Source organism: Billgrantia sulfidoxydans (assembly GCF_017868775.1).
GTDB classification, from domain to species: Bacteria; Pseudomonadota; Gammaproteobacteria; order Pseudomonadales; family Halomonadaceae; genus Halomonas; species Halomonas sulfidoxydans.
In genome coordinates this window covers 3,740,502-3,757,665 of the sequence record NZ_CP053381.1, presented here as the reverse complement: position 1 = coordinate 3,757,665, position 17,164 = coordinate 3,740,502, and the positions used below count along the sequence as shown (strand labels likewise).

Sequence of the window (17,164 nt, the reverse complement as noted above, 5' to 3'; positions counted from 1 at the left end):
GACCGACTTGACGGGGCTGGTGTACTGGCTGGACATGGCGGGCGTCATCGTCTTCGCCCTCTCGGGCGTGATACTGGCCTGCCGCTCGCGGATGGATCCGTTCGGCATGCTGGTGCTGGCGGCGGTCACCGGTATCGGCGGCGGCACCCTGCGCGACCTGGTGCTCGGCGTGCGGCCGGTATTCTGGGTCGCCGACCCCACCTACCTGTGGGTGATCCTGGCCACCGTGGGGCTCTCCATCGTCGGCTTTCACTACATTCATCGCCTCTCCCGCGTATTCCTGCCGGTGGCCGATGCCTTCGGCCTGGCGCTGTTCACGGTGATCGGGGCACACAAGGCGCTGCAGTTGGAGGCGCCCGGGGTGGTGGCGGTACTGATGGGCCTGCTGACCGGTGTGGCCGGCGGCATGGTGCGCGACGTGCTGGCGCGGCGCGTGCCGATGGTGCTGCGCGAGGAGGTGTATGCCACCGCCTCCATCGCCGGCGGCATCGTCTATGTGGGGCTGGGAGCGCTGGCCGTGCCGGCCGGGGTTGCCATCGGCCTGGCGCTGGCGGTGACGCTGGGCTTGCGCCTGGCGGCCATTCACTGGGGGCTGGCACTGCCGGTGTTCGCCTGGGTAGTCATTCCTCCGCCGGTCGCGGCGCCGCCGAGCAACGGCGAGTCCGTGGCGGATACGGTGAGCGCCACGCAGGACAAGCCGGCGTCGACACGCCCCAAGGTGAGGGTACGCATGATCTCGCCCCGCCGGCGGCGCAAGAAACATGGTTGAAGGCGTCCTGCATCGCCTGTCACCGGGGCGTTGGCCGGTGCTGCTGCTGGTGGCGTGGCTGGCGGGCTGCGCCCTCGAGGCATCGTCGCCGACCGACGCGTACCGGGCCAGCGGCCAGGCGATCCAGGCCGTCTACGAGGCGGCCCTGCCGCAGCTCCCCCTCGACAAGCAGCGCCACTATGCCCAGCGGCTCTACCGCATCAGCGGCGAGCCACGCTACCTGCCCCCTCTCGAGGCCCACGGGCGGCGGCTGCTGGTTCAGCTCGAACGCGACATCGCCGGGCTCGAGCGGCCGGGGTTCGCGGCGGCCCGCGCCCGGCAGATCGTGGCGGATTATCCCCAGCGTACCGCCAAGCAGCGCGCCAGGCAGGTGATGCTGGCGGAGTGGGGCGAGATCGCGTTCGCCCGCCAGCTGCTCTTTCGTCTGGTCCAGGCGGACTACTATGGGCTGCTGGAAGCGATACCCGACCATCAGCGCGCGCTCGACTACCTGGGCAGCCTGGCGTGGCAGCGGTTCCTGACCGATCCCGAGGTCGTGCGCCTGTACACCGCCCAGGTGGCGAACCAGGCCTGGTTCCTCCACCAGCTGGAGGTCGTCGACCTGCGTCCGGCAGTGCGCGAGGCGTTTCTCTCCGTTTTCCCCGCGCAATCGGTGGCGGATCTGGAGCAGGCGGACTACCGCAACCGGCTCTACGGGATGACGCACATCGTGATCGCCGACAGCCGTTACTACCAGCGCTGGGTGCCGGCAGCGCGACATGCCTGGATCCTCGAGGCCCTGGCCGCCGAGATCGAGCGTATTCTCGACCAGGCCACCGAGGACATTCAGGCCGAGGTGGCGCTGGTCTTCCTGCTGACGGGCAACGAGGGGCACCCCGTCGTGGCCCGAATTCGCCAACGCCTGGCAGAGGCGGTCGACCCGCGGGCCGGCATCATCCCGTCACCGCGGGGCGAGACCGACCTGGCGCGTGGCGAGCACCGCAACGTCCTGGCGCTGATGGTGCTCACCTGGCCGGGCCGGCTGCATCCCGGGCCTGACCTGTCGGCAGGCGTGCGATCGGGCGCCGCCGCGCTGCGCCGGGCGTGCCCCTCGCTAGACGAACGGGCTGGTCCGCTCCACTTGCGGTGCCAGTGACGTCCTGATGTGGCGATAGAGCGGCCGCAGGCTGGACTGCAGATCCCGTTCGGCCTGGTGCTGGTCGATGTAGTAGGCCGCCCGGGGGCCGCAGTAATCGATCACGTCGCCGACTTGTCGAAACGCCAGCCCCGAGATCTTCAGCAGCCGGGCGAAGCGTGGCTCCATCATGGAGAAGACATGGCGCCTGCCCGACAGGCCGACGATGGCGGTGGCGGCCAGGAACAGGCTCAGTGTCACCAACGGGGAGGGAGGAGGCAGGCGATTCTCTTCGAGCGGCTGCAGGTCCTGTTCGCGTAGCCCCAGGGCACACTCCCGCGTGCGGCGGAAGTCGGGGTGCACGGCCAGACGCGAGACCTCGCAGAGCGAGCTACGCTCGAACCGGTCCGGATGCAGCCGTGGGTGGGTCAGGCCGTGGGCGCAGCTCTCCTCCAGCGGCAGCGTCCTTGGCTGGCCGTCGTTGTCGATGGGCAGGACCACCCTGAGACAGCCTGCATCGCGATCGCTCCCGACATGGTGAAGCAGGCAGAGGATCGAGTGCTTGTCGTGGGCGTCCTTCTCGAAGGGAGTGTCGACGTCGTCCCCCAGGGTGTACTCGAGTTCCTCGCGAAAGACCTTGTGGCGCAAGGCGTAAGCCCGGTAACGGCTCTCCCGGCTGTGAGCGATGATGAAGCGGTATTGCTCGACGAACTCGCGCACCCGGTCACCCTGGGGCACGTCACGTTCGCTGGTAGCTGCCTTATGACGTGGTGTCTCCATGTGAAACTCCCGGAATGGCCTCAGCCAGAGGGGTGGGACGACCAAGATGGTAGCCCTGGCCGTAAGAGATGCCGTAGGAAGTCAAGAGTGGTATCAGTACCTCCTGATCGACGAACTCGGCGATGGCCAGCTTGCCGAAGCCTGCCGCAATGTCGGCAATGGCCTTGACGATGACCTGGCTGTCCGCGTTCGTGTTCAGGGTGCGAATGAAGGCGCCATCGATCTTGATGAAGTCGACGGGCAGTTCGCCGAGGTAATGGAAGCTGCTGAAGCCGACCCCGAAGTCGTCGAGGGCGGTGCGGCAGCCCAGGTCGCGCAGGGCCTGGAGCACCCCGCGAGCGCTGGAGAAATCGGTGATGGCCGCTGTCTCGGTGATCTCGAGGATCAGGTGGTGCGGGTCCGCGCCGGTAGCCGCCAGCTCTGCCATGAGGAATTGCTTGAGCCCCTCGTCGTGCAGGGTCTGGCCCGACAGGTTGACGGCCAGGCTGATGCCCTGGGCCTGGACGCGGCTCAGGGCGCGCAGGCTCTGGCGCAGTACCCAGCGGTCGATCTGCACGATCTGGCCGCTGCGCTCCGCCACCGGGATGAAGTGTGCCGGGGAGATGAGTGCCCCCTTGGGGCCGCGCATGCGCAGCAGCACTTCGTAGTGACGCACGTCGCCGTCGCTCAGCCGTACGATCGGCTGCACCATCAACTCGAAACCCTCCTCGTCGATGGCCTGGCGAATCCGTTCCACCCAGTAGACCCGCTCCTGCAGCTCGTCCTTGGCGCGCTCGAGGGTCGAAAGCAGATGCCAGCGCTGGGAGCTGCTCTCCTTGGCCTTGTACATGGCCAGGTCGGCGTTGGCCATCAGGTCGGCGGGGTTGTCGCCATGCGCCGGGAACAGGGCGATGCCGAGGCTCGAGGTGGCCCGGTGACGCTGGCCACCGGCATCCAGGCCGGTATTGTCGAGCAGCGGGGTGATCTGCTTGGCAATGCTGATGGCTCGCCGAGTATCGGCCCCCTCCAGCAGCATCGCGAACTCGTCGCCCCCCAGGCGTGCGATGACGCCGTGGTGGCCGAACTCCTGGAACAGCGTATCCGCCACCATGCGCAGGAGCCGGTCGCCGGTGTGGTGTCCGCTGAGCTCGTTGACGTCCTTGAAGTGGTCGAGATCGAGCAGCAGCACGGCACCGCAGCGGCCTCGGCGCATGACCTGGCCCAGTGCCTCCTGGAAGTAGCGCCGGTTGTAGAGCTCCGTCAGGGGGTCGCGCTCGGCCAGCCAGGTGAGGCGCGCTTCGGCCAGCTTGCGCTCGGTGATGTCGAGCCCGACCGAGATCCGGGCCGCACGGGAGTCGCTGTGTGATGCCAGCGGCGCATGGTACCAGGCGATGGTCCGTTGCCGCCCATCCGCCGTCACCAGGCTGCGCTCCTCCTGTGGGATGTCGACGGGGTCGTTGTCGCTGCGCGGGGTGAAGACGTCGTCGAACCCCCGGCCCAGCAGGCGCTCCTCCTGCATGGCCAGGGTCGTGAGCGCGTAATCGTTGACCAGCGTAATGCGTCCTTGATCGTCCTGGGTGACGATGAAGACGCGCGCGGTATCCAGCAGGCTGCCAACGAAATCGCGCTCACGGGCCAGCTCCTCCACCCGCTCGGCAAGCTGGAGCCCACGGGCCGTGACCTCGCGTTCCAGCGTTTCCAGCTGATCGGAGAGCGCCAGCGTGGTGCCTTCCAGCACGTCGATCTCGTCTTCGAAACGGCTGCGGGGTACGGGAATGGCGCTGCGGGCCTCGGCGAAGCCGCCGTGGGCGAGGGCCGGCAGGACACCGGCCAGCCGGCGCAATCTTGCCATCGGGCGAAGCAGGATGGCCAGCAGCAGCAGCTCGGCCGCCAGCCAGCCGCCGATGCCGACCAGCAGCAGGTTGCGCGTGTTCTGCTGGATGGCCCGGATCTGGGCGGTAATGTCCGCCGCCAGGAGAAAGAAGCCGGTGCTGCGCCGGCTGTCGTCGGCCTCCATGCGTACCACGGACAGCTCGTAGGCGCGACCGTCGTGCTGCAGGCGCAGCGGCGTGGCCAGAATGTCGCTGAGCATGGCCATCTGCGCCGCCTTGCGCAGCAATGGCAGGTATTCGCTCGTGTGGGTCAGCGCGGCCAAATGGCCGTTCCAGCTCGTCAGGTAGCGCTCCGAGGCTACCTCCGCCTCCTGCGCGCCGGTGATCAGCAGGGCGACGTCGCTGCCGGAGACCTGCTGGGCCTGACGGGTCACGTCGGCAAGCGAGCGCGACAATACCACCATGCCGACGCTCTCGCCCGCGACCAGGATGGGCACGGCGGCGTATTGCCGGCAATCGTTGGCGCAGCGCAGCGCCGAGAGCGGGTACTCGGTCTCCATGACCTGACGTACCCAATCCTGTACGGGGCGCTCCCTGTCGGCCTGGGCTTCGCCCCATTCGGCCAGCTGGCGGCCTCGGGCGTCGAACACCAGGATCTCGTCGATACCGGCCTCGAGCTGTAGCGTGGGCCACTGGGACGAGAGAGAACCGATCAGTTCCGCCTGCGCGCCGTTCGCCAGCGCCGGCCCGAGGTCGGGGGACGCGGCGGTCAGCGCCGCGATCTGCTGCAGGCTTGCCTCGGAACGCTGCAGGGCGAGCTGGATCTCGCGCGCCTCGCGCTGGTTGCTCTCCCTGCGGCTCTCTTCGAACTGGCGGGTCAGGTTGGCGTGGCCGAGCCAGGTGAACAGCCCCGCCAGCACCAGCAGCAGCAGGCTGCTCAGAGCAAGCACTCGCCAGGTCAGGCTCAGTCGAGAATGCGGTGCTTGGGAGGAGGAAGCGCTCATGCTGGCAGTCCCTGGCCGATGCTTGAAGAGAAGTGTGCCTGTCTATCAGAAACGCAAGGAAAGTTGAAAAAGGACCATGTTCCAGCTCCGCTGGGTGTCGGCAGGGTCAGGCTCATCGCGTAGCGGCAGCCAGCCGGTGCCGTCGATGTGGTGGTATTCGGCGGCCACCAGCACGCGGGGATTGACCCGCCACTGCAGCCCGAAAGTGAGATCGTCGGCATAGCGGGCATGGGCGGGACCGCGCCCCTGGGCTTCGTAGGCTCGGCCCGAGCGGTCGTCACGATCGCTCACCAGGCTGTCGTAGCGCACCAGCCACTGCCAGTCGTCGAAGAAGCGCCGGGTATACTGGACATACCAGCTTTCGCCGGTGACCTCGGAGCCGGGCAGGGGGCCGGTATCGGTCGTAGATACCTGGCGCAGGGCGAACTCGCCCGTCACCGCCCAGCGCTCCTTGTCGTACTGCAGCGAGAGAATCCAGGGCTGGAAGTTGAGCTCCCCCTCGTGCGGGCCGAGCCCCAGGTCCAGGTTGACGTCCGCGGCGCTGAGGGCGGCGGTGAAACGCCCCCCCGCGTGCTCGTAGCGCAACTGGGCAATGGAGGATGTGCTGCCGCTCACGTCCATGCCCAGATGGGCAGGATAGAGCTGGCTGTCCAGGTCGCGCGTGGTGGGGGTGCCGACGCCGCCCGTGAAGCGCAGCGTGCCGTGCTGCATGCGCTCCTCGGCATACAGGCTGACGCCATCGGCGGACAGGCCGAGCGAACGGGTGCGGTCGAAGTAGATCGACTGGGGTAGCAGTATGCTGGGGCGGGTGAAGGCGACGTCCCGGGTCTGGTTGTAGAAGCCGAAGGGGTTCTTGAAGCGCCCCAACTGGATGCCCAGCGTGCGCTGCTGATCGGAGTAAGGCTGATAATCGATCACGCCGTAGTCGAGGGCCGGGCGGGCATCGCTGCCGTCGCCGCCGGCGCGCCTGCTCAGCACCTGGGCGGCCACGAGCACGTCATGGCGGGGCCGGAACGAGGCATTGGCGCCGATCTCGGTGTACTTGAGACTGCCCTCGCCGCTGCTGCTGGGGCCGAAGAAATCGTTGTCATCGGTGATGACGAGCGCCTGGCTGAGAAAACCGTGTACCTGCAGGGTGTCCATGACGCCATCCGCCGCGGCCATGGGAGCCCAGGCGAGAGCCAGCGCCACGAACGCGGGGCGTGAACGGCGGCATCTACTCCATGGTAATGATTTGGACTCTCTCATCCAGATACTCCCTTTCCAGATACCCAAGGGCGCCAGGCGTGGTGGCGACGCGTTCCAGCATCTCTGTTTGGCTGTCGACCTGGCTGGGCGCCTGGCCGGTCCCCGAGAACACCATGCGATCCCAGGCCAACTGCAGCTGATGGGGGTAAACGGTAAGACGCTCCTTGGCGAAGCGTGCGTGGACGGGATGGGAACTGGGCAGCACGAAGACCCGTACGGCCTGGCCATCGGGCCAACTGCGCTGGCGCATGGCAAAGATTGCCCGGGTGGTATCTCGGGTCAGCACGGTGTCGGCCACATTCGGATGGGCGATCAGGACGATCTGACGCTCATTGGCCTGCACGGGCAAGGGTAGCAATGCCAGCACCAGCGACAATAGCAGCCAGCGTGTCAATCCAGCCACGCGCCAACTTCCCGGAGGTATGGCGGCAGCGAACCCGCTCGACCCGAAGAAACGGCTCCCATGCCTGGCGCAGCGGAGACGATGGCTGGCCAGGACTTCCTGCGCGTATCGATAATGTTATCCCCCGATCCCTTACTGTGCTGGAGCGGCCGTGTTCGTTGCGCCATGTCAGCGGATGATCCCGTATCGCACTGAAGCCGCCAAGCGTTGTTGTACGATATACGTATATCACAAGAATGACGAGTACGGGCAAGGCGGCCAGCGACGCTGGCGTCAACCATGTTCCGCTCAGACGGTAGCATGAATTCAAGGGGTTATGCTTCGGTGCGGCGGGCGGCCCAGGGGATTCCGTGGTCGTCGAGACGACGCCTCCCGGCCCGGTGTGGCCGCGCCGCGGGAAAAAATGGCATTATCGCCAACTCGAGCTATTCCAACCAAGGACAGGCCTGAACACGAATGTTTCTCGACCCTTACCATACGCCAGTGGGCGCGGGCTTCCGCATCTCCGCGCAGCAGGCCAGCGACTTCGCCAAGCGTGTCGCCGGAGACTTCAACCCCATCCATGATGCGGGAGCCCGACGCTTCTGCGTTCCCGGTGACCTGCTGTTCGCCCTGGTGCTGAGTCGGTTCGGTCTTTCCCTGCACATGGATTTTCGTTTCCGCAGCATGGTCGGCGACGGGGTCGCGTTGAGCCTGGCGGAGAACGAAGCGGGACTGCTCGTGGTCAGGGACGAGGAGGGCAAGCAGTACCTCGAAGTGGATCGAAAGGGCGATACCAACCTCGATGTCACCGCCATCGAAGCCTTCACACGCTGCTACGTGGCCTTCTCGGGGAAGAACTTCCCTCATGTTCTCAAGCCGCTGCTCGAGGCCCGAGGCGTGATGTTCAATCCTAAGCGCCCGCTGGTGATCTACGACAGCATGGGGTTTTCGCTCGACCGGCTCGACCTGGTCGCGCCCTCTCTCGAACTGGTCGACTCGAGCCTCGAGGTGATCGGCAAGCGCGGTGACGTCAGGCTGGAATTTCGCATCACCGACCGTGGCCAGCCGGTCGGGAGCGGTTCGAAGAAACTGGTCGTCAGCGGCCTGAGTGACTACGACCCCGCCGCCATGGACGACATCGTGGCCGAATTCTATCGCTTGAAGTCGGCCTACGAGAGCGCCGGCTAAGCCGGGCCCCGACCTGGCAGGGCGCTGCCCTCTCTTCCTTCCGCGCTTGGGCCTGCCTGGGCGGCGCGCATCCCCCTCCTCGCGCACGGTCGAATCCGGCAGGCGGCTAGCGCGCCTGAGTGGCCGCGCCGTGCCGCGCTCCCGGTACGTACAGGGTCTTGCCGAAGAGCATGCCGCCCCAGGGCAGGCTGTTGACGACCCGGTTGAACGCAATGGAACCGGCCATGCCCACCACGATCAGCAGCAGCGAATAGAGGAGCAGCGAGAAGGGGACGAACTCATGGGCGAAATCGACCAAGGCGAAGAACATGGGGTGCGCCAGATAGATACCGAAGGAGTAGCGGTTGATGAACTTGACCAGCGGGGTGGCGCGCACGTGGCGCAGCCGCGTGACGGCGTAGAGCGTGAACAGCACGAAGAACGGCACGACCCAGGTCTCCTTGGAGGAGTACTCCAGGTCGCCGCGCAGGGTCAGCAGCACGATCGCGGCGACGAAGCCCAGCAGGAGCGCCGGCTGCGACAGCCACTTGAGCCAGGGGACCTCCGCCAGGCGCTCGGGGGTGAGCCGAGGGTAGTTGCGCACCACCAGCATGGCCAGGAAGAACAGGTAGATCCAGCCGAGTGGAGCGATCCAGAGCAGGTAGCCTGGCGGTTCGATGTCGTAGTGGCGGGTCAGGCCCCAGTAGGCGATGCCGATGAGACTGCCGAGGACCAGCCAAGGGCCGGGCGGTAGCCAGCGCTCCAGGCCATAGCGGGAATAGAGCCAGTAGAAGGCGTAGAACTGCATGGCGATGATCAGGAAATAACCGTGCCAGCCGGCATAGAGGAGGTATTCGATGAGGGTATCGACGAGGCCGGCCGGCACGCCTTCCCGACGCAGGTTGGCGTACTTGGTCAGGGCGTAGATCAGCCCGTAGACCACATACGGCACCATGACGTATTGCAGGCGCTTGACCAGGAAGCCGGGAGGAGGGCGATCGCCGTAGCGGGCCGAGAACAGGAAGATCGAGATGAAGATGAAGATGGGCGTGCCGAGTACGGTGGGGATGCGCGCCAGGTCGACGTAGACGTTGTCGAGGTACTGGTTCAGGCGGTCGAGGAAATGGTAGCCGAACACGGCCAGGCAGCCGTAGAAGCGCAGCCAGTAGATTTCTTCGATCCGCTTCATGAACGTCTAGCCATCCTTGGTGCCCGGAACATCGACCCTCGATAAGCTGTCGGACCATGACGAGACGGAAAAATTCCTTAACGGGCTTAGCGTCTTACGAAGAACTCGGCACAAGGAGACCCGTGCCAATGACATTCAAGCATGCGATTGCCGCCGTGCTGGGCCTTGCGCTGCTGTGGGGAGAGAAGCCGCGGGCCGGCGAGATCACCTATCATCGCTTCGCCTCGGAGATTCTGGGGCGTGACTATCACTACGCCCTGTACCTGCCGGACGGCTATCACGAGACGAACCAGGCCTACCCGATTCTCTACCTGCTGCACGGTTCGTTCGGCAGCGAAAGGGACTGGGTCGAGAGCGGCGGGATCGAACAGGCCGCCGACCGCATGATCCGCGAGGGCCACATGCCGCCGGCGGTCATCGTCATGCCCGGCAGCGAGAGCTGGTGGATCGACGGCCACAACGAGGCGGCGCGCTCGGCCTTCCTCGAGGAGTTCATGCCCAACGTCGAGGAGACCTGGCGGGTCGTGCCCCAGCGCGAATGGCGCGCCATCGCCGGGCTCTCCGCGGGGGGCTACGGCACCCTCAACTTCGTGCTCGAGCGTCCGGATCTGTTTGCCGCCGCGGCGGCCCTCAGCCCGGCCAGCTATCGTCCGCTGCCGCCGCGGAACTCCTCCGCCTGGCGCCACCCCGCCTTCCTCGACGAGGCGGGCAACTTCGACGAGGCGCTGTGGCATCGCCGCAACTACACCGCCCATCTGGACGCCTACCTGGAGCGAGAGGTGATCGTGCCGCTCTACCTGAGTGCCGGCGATCGCGACGTCTACCATGCAGAGCACCATGCGCGACTCGTACGCCAGGCGCTGGTGCCGCATCAGCCCGACCTGGTGGTCATGGAGGTGCTCCGCGGGGGACACACCTGGCGCGTCTGGCGTGCCAGCCTGCCCAGCGCCCTGAGCTGGATCGGGCGTTTCCTGCAGGGGCCGGTGCCGCTCGAAACGCTCACCGAGGAGGCCGCTGCGGCAGAACAGGCCGCTCTCGACGAGTGAGTACTACCAAGCGACGTGACAGGGGGAGTCGAAAGCGGGGTTGGCGTCGCGCCCTGTAGACCTTAGTCTCAAGGCTCGACTTCTTCCGGGCCCCTGAAATGCACCCACAACGCGAACGTCTGCACAACGAACTGCACGCTCGACCCTCGATCTACTTCACCGAGCCGGCGCACCTCTACCACTATGCCTTCCTGGCCGATGCCCAGGGCCATGCCGACCTGCTGGTGCACCTGAGCGAGGCGACCGGGCTCGCCTTCGACACCGAGGCGGTCCAGCAGATCGTCACGCTCGACGGCAAGGTGCTGAAATGGGAGCGGCACACCGAATTCTCGACGCTCACCGTGATGGTGCCGAAAGGGGCGGGCGTCGAATCCTGGGCGCCGCCGCCGGCGTGGCTGGGGCAGGTGGCCGAGTCCCAGCGCGATGCCCTGATCAATGCCACCCTGGTGCTGGTGGAAGGCGACGATACCTGGCGCGGCAGCACCGAGGCGTACGGGTTCACCGACCCGGCCGGCTCCCAGGTGGGCGGTGGCGACGCCACGACCTGGGGCGACTTTCGCCTCGATGCGGGGGGCTATACCCGCCTGCTGCTGCTCAACCATGGGCTCAATGCCTTCCGGCTCGGGCGGATGGTGCGCCGCCTGCTGGAGATCGAGACCTACCGCATGATGGCCTCACTGGCGCTGCCCCTGGCCAAGGAGCTGGCCCTCGAACTGCAGGCCTACGAGCTGGAGCTGGGCGAGCTGTCCGATCGCAATGCCGAGCAGGAGGACGCCAACCCGCGGCCGCTGCTGACGGCCCTGTCGCAGCTCTCGGCCCGGCTGGAGCGCAGCGGCACCCGCTCACGCCAGCGCTTCAGCGCCACCGAAGCCTACGCGCGCATCGTCTTCTCGCGCATCGAGGAGCTTCGGGAGGCGCGGGTCGATCACTGTCCACGCCTCGGCACCTTCCTGCTGCGACGCTTCCGGCCCACGGTGCACTACTGTGCCGCCATCCACCAGCGCCAGCAGAGCCTGGCCGAGAGCGCCGCGCGCCTCAACGACCTGCTGCGTACCCGTGCCCAAGTGGAGATCGAGGAGCAGAACTCGAGCATCCTGGGCAGCCTCAACGAGCGGGCCAGCAGCCAGCTCAAGATCCAGAAGGCGGTGGAAGGGCTGTCGATCATCGTCATCAGCTACTACATCTTCAGCCTGTTCAAGCTGGGGCTGGAGAGCCTGGAGGCGCTGGGCATCGTCATCCCGCCCCACACCGCGGCGGCCGTCCTGGGACCGCTGGGCGGCCTGATCATCGGCCTGCTGGCCTGGCGCATCTGGCGGGTGAAGCAGCACTGAACGGCAGCTTCAGCGGCTCGCCAGTCGTACCCGGGCGCGCAGCAGGACGAGCCCCAGGATCAGCAGGCCGACCAGGACGACAAGCAGCAGGGGAAAGGCGGCCGTTCCGGCGCGCTCCAGCAACGGCCCGGTCAGCGAGGGAACCGCCATGCCGCCGATCCCGCAGGCCAGGAAGATCCAGCCGGTGGTGCGCCCGTTGGCCAACATCAACTGGTTGCTCAAGCCGAACAGGGTAGGAAAGATCGCCGAGGCGGCGAGGCCGAACAGCAGGGCGACGAGTGGCAGCGGTAGCCACTGCACGTGTAGCGCCAGCGTGCTGAACAGGCCGAGCCCGAGGCAGCCGCGCAGCACCATCCACGGCGACAGCCGGCGGACCAGCGGAATGGCCACCAGGCGCCCGGCCGACAGCGTCAGCCAGAACAGGGTCACCAGCAGGGCGGCATCGGCCGGCGCCATGCCGCCGAGCACGCCATAGGCGGTGATCCAGCCGGCGAAGGTGACCTCCATGCCCACATAGAGGCCGAACATCAGCAGGAAGATCGCCAGCCGCCAGCCATCCCGGGGCGGTGGGGCCGTGCGGTGGCCGACGGTGAGGTCGGGCGGGCGAGGGCTCGCCTGGCGCAGCAGCGGAACCAGCAGAACGATGACGTACAGGGCGACGAGCCAGAACGCCCAGGCGAAGGAAAATCCCAGGCGCAGCACCACCACCAGCACCAGTGGAATCAGCATGTTGCCGAGGCCGAAGCAGAAGTGCAGCGCGCTGATCCAGGGCGGCGACGCCGGGCCGTGGGTCCACAGCAGCAGCGTGTTGGCGCCGGCGTTGACCGACACCTCGGCCAGGCCGAGCAGGAACATCACGGCCGTGAGCAGGACCAGCGCCTGGCTGAACGGTACGGCGGCGAGCCCGGCCGCGAGCAACAGCAGCATCGCCGCCAGCACGCGATGGCCGTCGAAGCGATCGATCAGTACGCCGGAGAGCACCGAACCCAGCATGGTGCCCAGCGCGCGGGCGGTGAACAGGATGGCGATCTGGCCCATGCCGGACCCCGTCATGCCGGCGAGATGAGGCAATGTCGGCCCGAGCAGGCCGACGCACATGCCGATGGCGATGAAGGCGATGAAATAGGTCAGGGTGACCCGTCTTCCGTGATCGAGCGTCAGCGTCATGCCGTCTCCCGCGGGCAGTGGAATGCAGCGTGCGAAGCGCACGCGCGCTTATACTCTCCGAGAATGGGGCCAGAAGAAATCCCCGCTACCCTCAAAGACGTCCGTGAGGCCTTATGTCCCGCATCGCCAACACCCCCGAGCCGCCCTATTACGCCGTCATCTTCACCTCGCTGCGCACGGCGGGAGACAACGGCTACGCCCTCATGGCCGAGCGCATGGCCGAACTGGCCGCCCAGCAGCCGGGCTTCCTCGGCCTGGAATCGGCGCGCGAGACGCTGGGCGTGACGGTGTCCTACTGGGAGAGCCTGGAGGCGATCGCGCAGTGGAAGCAGCAGGTCGAGCACCGCGAAGCGCAGCGTCTCGGGCGCAACGACTGGTACGCCGCCTTCCAGGTACGCATCGCCAGGGTCGAGCGCGACTACGGGCTCGGCGATCGCAGCGACTCCGAGGCCTGAGCCGCCCCGGCAGGCGGGGCGCCGGGGCGGGGCTCATTGCGTGGCATCGATTCGCTCGAGCAGGTCACTCACTGCCCGCTCGAGCTGACGGTCGCGGCCCGCCACCTCGTCCTGCGGCGTCTGCTCGACCAGCAGGTCCGGCATGGCCCCGTTGTGCTCCATGTCGGTGCCGTCGGGCAGGTACCAGCCGCGGAAAGGGCGGCGTACGGTGGCGCCATCGATCAGGGTGTGGCTGAACGTGGAGATCACCCCGCCATAGGTCTGCTGGCCGACCAGCGTGCCGCGATCGAGCGTGATGAACGCGTGCGCCAGGATCTCGGCGTTGGAGTAGCTCTTCTCGTTGGCCAGCATGTTGATCGGCAGCGTGTAGCGCGGCGCGTCCAGGCGATCCTGGGGGTAGTGGCCGGTGGCGTCGCGGTCGGCGCCCGCGGGGATCGTGTAGGCGTGTTCGCCGGCCATGATCGAGGTCAGGATGCGGTCCGTGGTATTGCCGCCGCCGTTGTTGCGCACGTCGATGATCAGGCCGTCCTTGCCTTCCGCCGCGGCGTAGAGGTCGCCCTGGAAGCCCTCCAGCGAGGTCTGGTTCATGGCCTGGATATGTAGGTAGCCGAGCCGTCCGTCGGAGAGCTCGTCGACGCGGCGCCGGCTCTCCTCGCGGAAGGCGTCGTACTTCAGCCGCGCCAGCTCCGATAGCCCTATCGTGCGCAGCATGGTGCGATATTCGGTATAGCCGTCGTCGCCCGGTCGGTCGAAGGTGACGATCACCTCCTGGTCCACCTGCCCGCGCAACCGTTGCAGCAGGGTCTCGTTCTCCTCGAAGGGCCGCAGGCCGATCTCGGTGATGATGTCGCCCGGGGCCAGCGGCATGGGGCCGCGGCTGGCCGGCCCGTCGGGTATCACCTCGGTGACCCGATAGCCGAGGCGGCCGTCCTGCTGCGAGACGATGCTTTCGGACTCGATGCCCAGCCGCCCCGAGGGCTCGCGCAGCGCCGACACCGGGCCGGGATTGGATACGCCCATGTGTGACGCCGCCAGCTCGCCCATCAGGCGGTTGGTGATGTCGCTGAACTCGCTGGAGGTGCGAGCACGGCGAATCAGGCTCGCATACTCGGCGACAACGGCGGGCCAATCCAGACCCTTCAGGTCGGTGCGGTAGAAGTTCTCGCCGATGACCCGGGCCGCCTCGTGGAACTTCTGCAGCGCCTGCCGGCGCAGGTCGATGCGCAAGCGATCGGAGATGTCCAGGTAGCGGGGCGAGCCGCTGCCGGAGAGGTTGGCCACGCCGACGCGGCCGTTGACGATGTAGACCACCTGTTCGCCGGTGATGTTGAGCTGTTGAACGTTGGCCCTGGGGCCGATACGGGTGCGGTCGCTGCCGTCCCAGTCCATCGCCACGAGTCCCTCTCTGCCGGCGTTGAAGACGTAGCGGTCGCCGCCCGGCGTCATCTCGTTGGCCGTCTGGTGGGCCGGAGTGGCGGTGATGCGCTCGATGCGCCGCCAGGCGTCCTCCAGGTCGAGCTCGACGGCGTCTCGCGTCGCTTCTGGCTCGCGGTCGCGCTCCACCGGCAGCGGCGCGCGGCCCCGTGCCTCCTCGCGCGCGTTGCGGTAATAGGTGCTCAGCTCACGCGGGGTGTAGGTCTCGATCTCGCGGTCGAGGTAGACCCGGTAGAGATCGTAGTTCTCGCCGGAGCGATTGGAAATGAAGGTCAGCTTGCGGCTGTCCGCCGACCAGCGCGGGTTGAGGTCGTTGCGCGGATGGCGGGTGATGTTGACCGGCGCTTGCGAACCATCCGCCGGCACCACGAAGACGTTGGCGCTGAAGTCGAGGTCGTTCTGCGAGTAGGCAATGTAGCGGCTGTCGGGGGACCAGCGCCAGTGCATGAAGCTGTCCCAGCCTTCGACCAGGGTGCGCTCCTCGCCGCTCTCGAGGTCGAGGATCACCAGGTCGCCGCGTCCGCGGCGAAAGGCCAGGGAGCGACCGTCGGGGGATGGCGAGACGTCACGATCGTTGCTGTCCTCGGCGACCACGGGACTGATGTCGAACTGGATCGCATCGTGCCAGCGCGTCGGGTCGCGGCCGGCGGGAAGCGCGTCGGGCGGCTCCTCCTCCAGCTCCTCTTCGGGAATGCTCTCGACCTCCGCCTGGGGTTCCTGAGTGGGCGGCGGCACGTCGGTGGGGTCGCCGGGCTGCGGGATCACCACCGGGTCCAGGATGAACCCGGGATCCTGCGGGGCGAAGGGATCCTCGGGCTCCTCGCCGCGCACCGCCAGGTCGGGGTCGTAGTCCGCTTCGGGAGACTCGGGGGGCTCGGACGCGACGTCCGGGTTCGCCGAGGCCAGGGAAACGTTGGGGTCGCCATCCCAGTGGTGCGCCGAGACACGGCTGCGCGCGCGCTGACGCTCATGGCTGCGGCGCACCTCGTCGCGGGTCAGCGATACCTGCGCCTGGTAGATCGACTCGCTGCCGTCGGCGTCGTTGACGAAGTAGAGGCGCAGGCCGTCGGGCGACCAGGCCAGGCTGTGGTGCCTGGCGTGGGTGCCCGGCGTGACCGGCCGGGTGGGGCTCTGCTCGTCGACGTGACGCACGTAGACGCGGCCATAGGCGATATAGGCCATGGTCTGGCCGTCGGGGCTCAGGGCCGCCTCGCTGACGTCGCGGTCGATGCGGCGCAGGGCGTGGTTATCGCGGCCGTCGTCGGGCGCGCGCAGGGCGATGGGCTCGGGCTCGGCGTCCGGCGCCTCCAGGTCGAGCGTCAGCAGCGTGTCCCAGACCTGCAGCACGGCGGTGCCGCCATCGCGGGAGACGTCGAAGTACTGCAGGTCGTGCCGGTCGAACTCGGTGAGTCGCTCGATGCTGCGCTCGGCGTCGAGCTCCATGCGGTAGAGATTGACCGTCTGGTCCTCGCGGTCGGACATGAACAGCAGGGTGTCCTCGTCGACCCAGCGCGCCATCCCGTCATCGCCGTCGCGCTCGGTCAGCGGCTCGAAATGCTCGGTGCCGAGCTCGTGCAGCCACACGTTCATCGCGTCCGGCCCGCGGTAGTGGCGCCGGTTCCAGTCATGGTAGGCACCGCCGCGGGTAAAGACGACGCGACGGCCGTCGGGCGAGAGCTGGGGCTCGGAGCCGAAGGCGTCGTGCAGCCGGGTGTACTCGCCACCGTCCGGAGAGAGCCGGTAGGGGCGCTGGTCGCGATAGACATCGGCCTCGAGCATGCCCGAGAAGGTGATCACCGGCTCGCCGTTCTCGTCGCGGCCGAAGGAGGGGTTGCGCAGGTGCTGATCGCCGTAGGTGAGCTGCGTGAGCTGGCTGCCGTCGCGGTGCATGCGCCACAGGTTGAGGTAGCCGTCGCGCATCGAGGCAAACACGATCCACTCGCCGTCGGGGCTCCAACTGGAGTGCAGATCGTCCAACTGGTGGCGGGTCAGGCGCACCGCCTCGCCGCCCTCGCTCGAGGCTCGCCACAGGTCGCCGCGCCAGCTGAAGATGAGCGTCGAGCCGTCGGGGCTGATCGAGGGGAAGCGCGGCAGCCCGACCTGGCCGGACTGCGCCTTGGCCAGCGCCGGTACGCAGGCCAGCAGGCCCGCCACGAGTATCCACAGCGAGGGCCGACGCGCTGCGCTGTGCGGCGCACGGGCGTGATGGGTTAGTCCCTTCCTCATACTAATCCTCTAGCGATGCCATGCTTTCCGGCCATGCT

Annotated in this window: 13 protein-coding genes; 6 read left to right on the top strand and 7 right to left on the bottom strand. The window is 67.4% G+C overall.

The genetic code is table 11. The features are described from left to right. Nucleotides 1-7 precede the first annotated feature (7 nt). Together HNO51_RS17335 and HNO51_RS17330 are read left to right on the top strand one after the other, a co-directional pair. A complete protein-coding gene (locus HNO51_RS17335; RefSeq protein WP_197448493.1) occupies nt 8-769 on the top strand; it encodes a trimeric intracellular cation channel family protein in 762 nt (253 codons plus the stop codon). After that, complete coding sequence (locus tag HNO51_RS17330; RefSeq protein ID WP_209537987.1) at nt 762-1,904, top strand: DUF3541 domain-containing protein; 1,143 nt, start codon at nt 762-764, stop codon at nt 1,902-1,904. The genes HNO51_RS17335 and HNO51_RS17330 overlap by 8 nt, the downstream gene beginning before the upstream one ends. On the opposite strand, the gene HNO51_RS17325 is transcribed toward HNO51_RS17330, so the two are convergent. From HNO51_RS17325 to HNO51_RS17310, 4 genes are all read right to left on the bottom strand, one after another. Beyond that, nucleotides 1,863-2,663 (bottom strand): PEP-CTERM/exosortase system-associated acyltransferase, encoded by an 801-nt coding sequence (locus tag HNO51_RS17325; RefSeq protein WP_197448491.1) that lies wholly within the window; start codon nt 2,661-2,663, stop codon nt 1,863-1,865. The genes HNO51_RS17330 and HNO51_RS17325 overlap by 42 nt on opposite strands. Continuing rightward, entirely contained in the window at nt 2,644-5,478 is a 2,835-nt protein-coding gene (locus tag HNO51_RS17320; RefSeq protein ID WP_197448490.1) for a bifunctional diguanylate cyclase/phosphodiesterase, read from the bottom strand. Before HNO51_RS17320 ends, HNO51_RS17325 begins: the two co-directional genes overlap by 20 nt. Before the next feature lie 45 nt (nt 5,479-5,523). Next, entirely contained in the window at nt 5,524-6,621 is a 1,098-nt protein-coding gene (locus HNO51_RS17315; RefSeq protein ID WP_234283715.1) for a hypothetical protein, read from the bottom strand. A 73-nt stretch (nt 6,622-6,694) separates the two neighbouring features. After that, entirely contained in the window at nt 6,695-7,129 is a 435-nt protein-coding gene (locus HNO51_RS17310) for a type 2 periplasmic-binding domain-containing protein (protein WP_209537986.1), read from the bottom strand. A gap of 456 nt (nt 7,130-7,585) precedes the next feature. Between HNO51_RS17310 and HNO51_RS17305 the strand changes: the two genes are divergently transcribed. Next, entirely contained in the window at nt 7,586-8,299 is a 714-nt protein-coding gene (locus tag HNO51_RS17305) for a DUF3581 family protein (protein WP_209537985.1), read from the top strand. A 106-nt stretch (nt 8,300-8,405) separates the two neighbouring features. Here the strand turns inward: HNO51_RS17305 and HNO51_RS17300 are convergent, their stop codons facing one another. Further along, nucleotides 8,406-9,467 carry an acyltransferase family protein gene (locus HNO51_RS17300; RefSeq protein ID WP_209537984.1) on the bottom strand — a complete coding sequence of 354 codons (1,062 nt, stop codon included), beginning with the start codon at nt 9,465-9,467 and terminating at the stop codon, nt 8,406-8,408. 128 nt (nt 9,468-9,595) lie between these two features. Between HNO51_RS17300 and HNO51_RS17295 the strand changes: the two genes are divergently transcribed. Together HNO51_RS17295 and HNO51_RS17290 are read left to right on the top strand one after the other, a co-directional pair. Further along, complete coding sequence (locus HNO51_RS17295; protein ID WP_197448485.1) at nt 9,596-10,513, top strand: alpha/beta hydrolase; 918 nt, start codon at nt 9,596-9,598, stop codon at nt 10,511-10,513. 98 nt (nt 10,514-10,611) lie between these two features. Next, nucleotides 10,612-11,844 (top strand): DUF3422 domain-containing protein, encoded by a 1,233-nt coding sequence (locus HNO51_RS17290; RefSeq protein WP_197448484.1) that lies wholly within the window; start codon nt 10,612-10,614, stop codon nt 11,842-11,844. Nucleotides 11,845-11,853: 9 nt separating this feature from the next. Here the strand turns inward: HNO51_RS17290 and HNO51_RS17285 are convergent, their stop codons facing one another. Beyond that, nucleotides 11,854-13,011, bottom strand: coding sequence for an MFS transporter (locus HNO51_RS17285; protein WP_209537983.1), 1,158 nt, complete (start codon nt 13,009-13,011; stop codon nt 11,854-11,856). A gap of 113 nt (nt 13,012-13,124) precedes the next feature. Here HNO51_RS17285 and HNO51_RS17280 point away from each other — a divergent pair, with 113 nt between their 5' ends. Beyond that, nucleotides 13,125-13,466, top strand: a complete 342-nt coding sequence (locus tag HNO51_RS17280) for an antibiotic biosynthesis monooxygenase family protein (protein ID WP_197448482.1) — start codon at nt 13,125-13,127, stop codon at nt 13,464-13,466. Between the two features lie 33 nt (nt 13,467-13,499). On the opposite strand, the gene HNO51_RS17275 is transcribed toward HNO51_RS17280, so the two are convergent. Next, nucleotides 13,500-17,126 carry a S41 family peptidase gene (locus HNO51_RS17275; RefSeq protein WP_209537982.1) on the bottom strand — a complete coding sequence of 1,209 codons (3,627 nt, stop codon included), beginning with the start codon at nt 17,124-17,126 and terminating at the stop codon, nt 13,500-13,502. Nucleotides 17,127-17,164 lie beyond the last annotated feature (38 nt).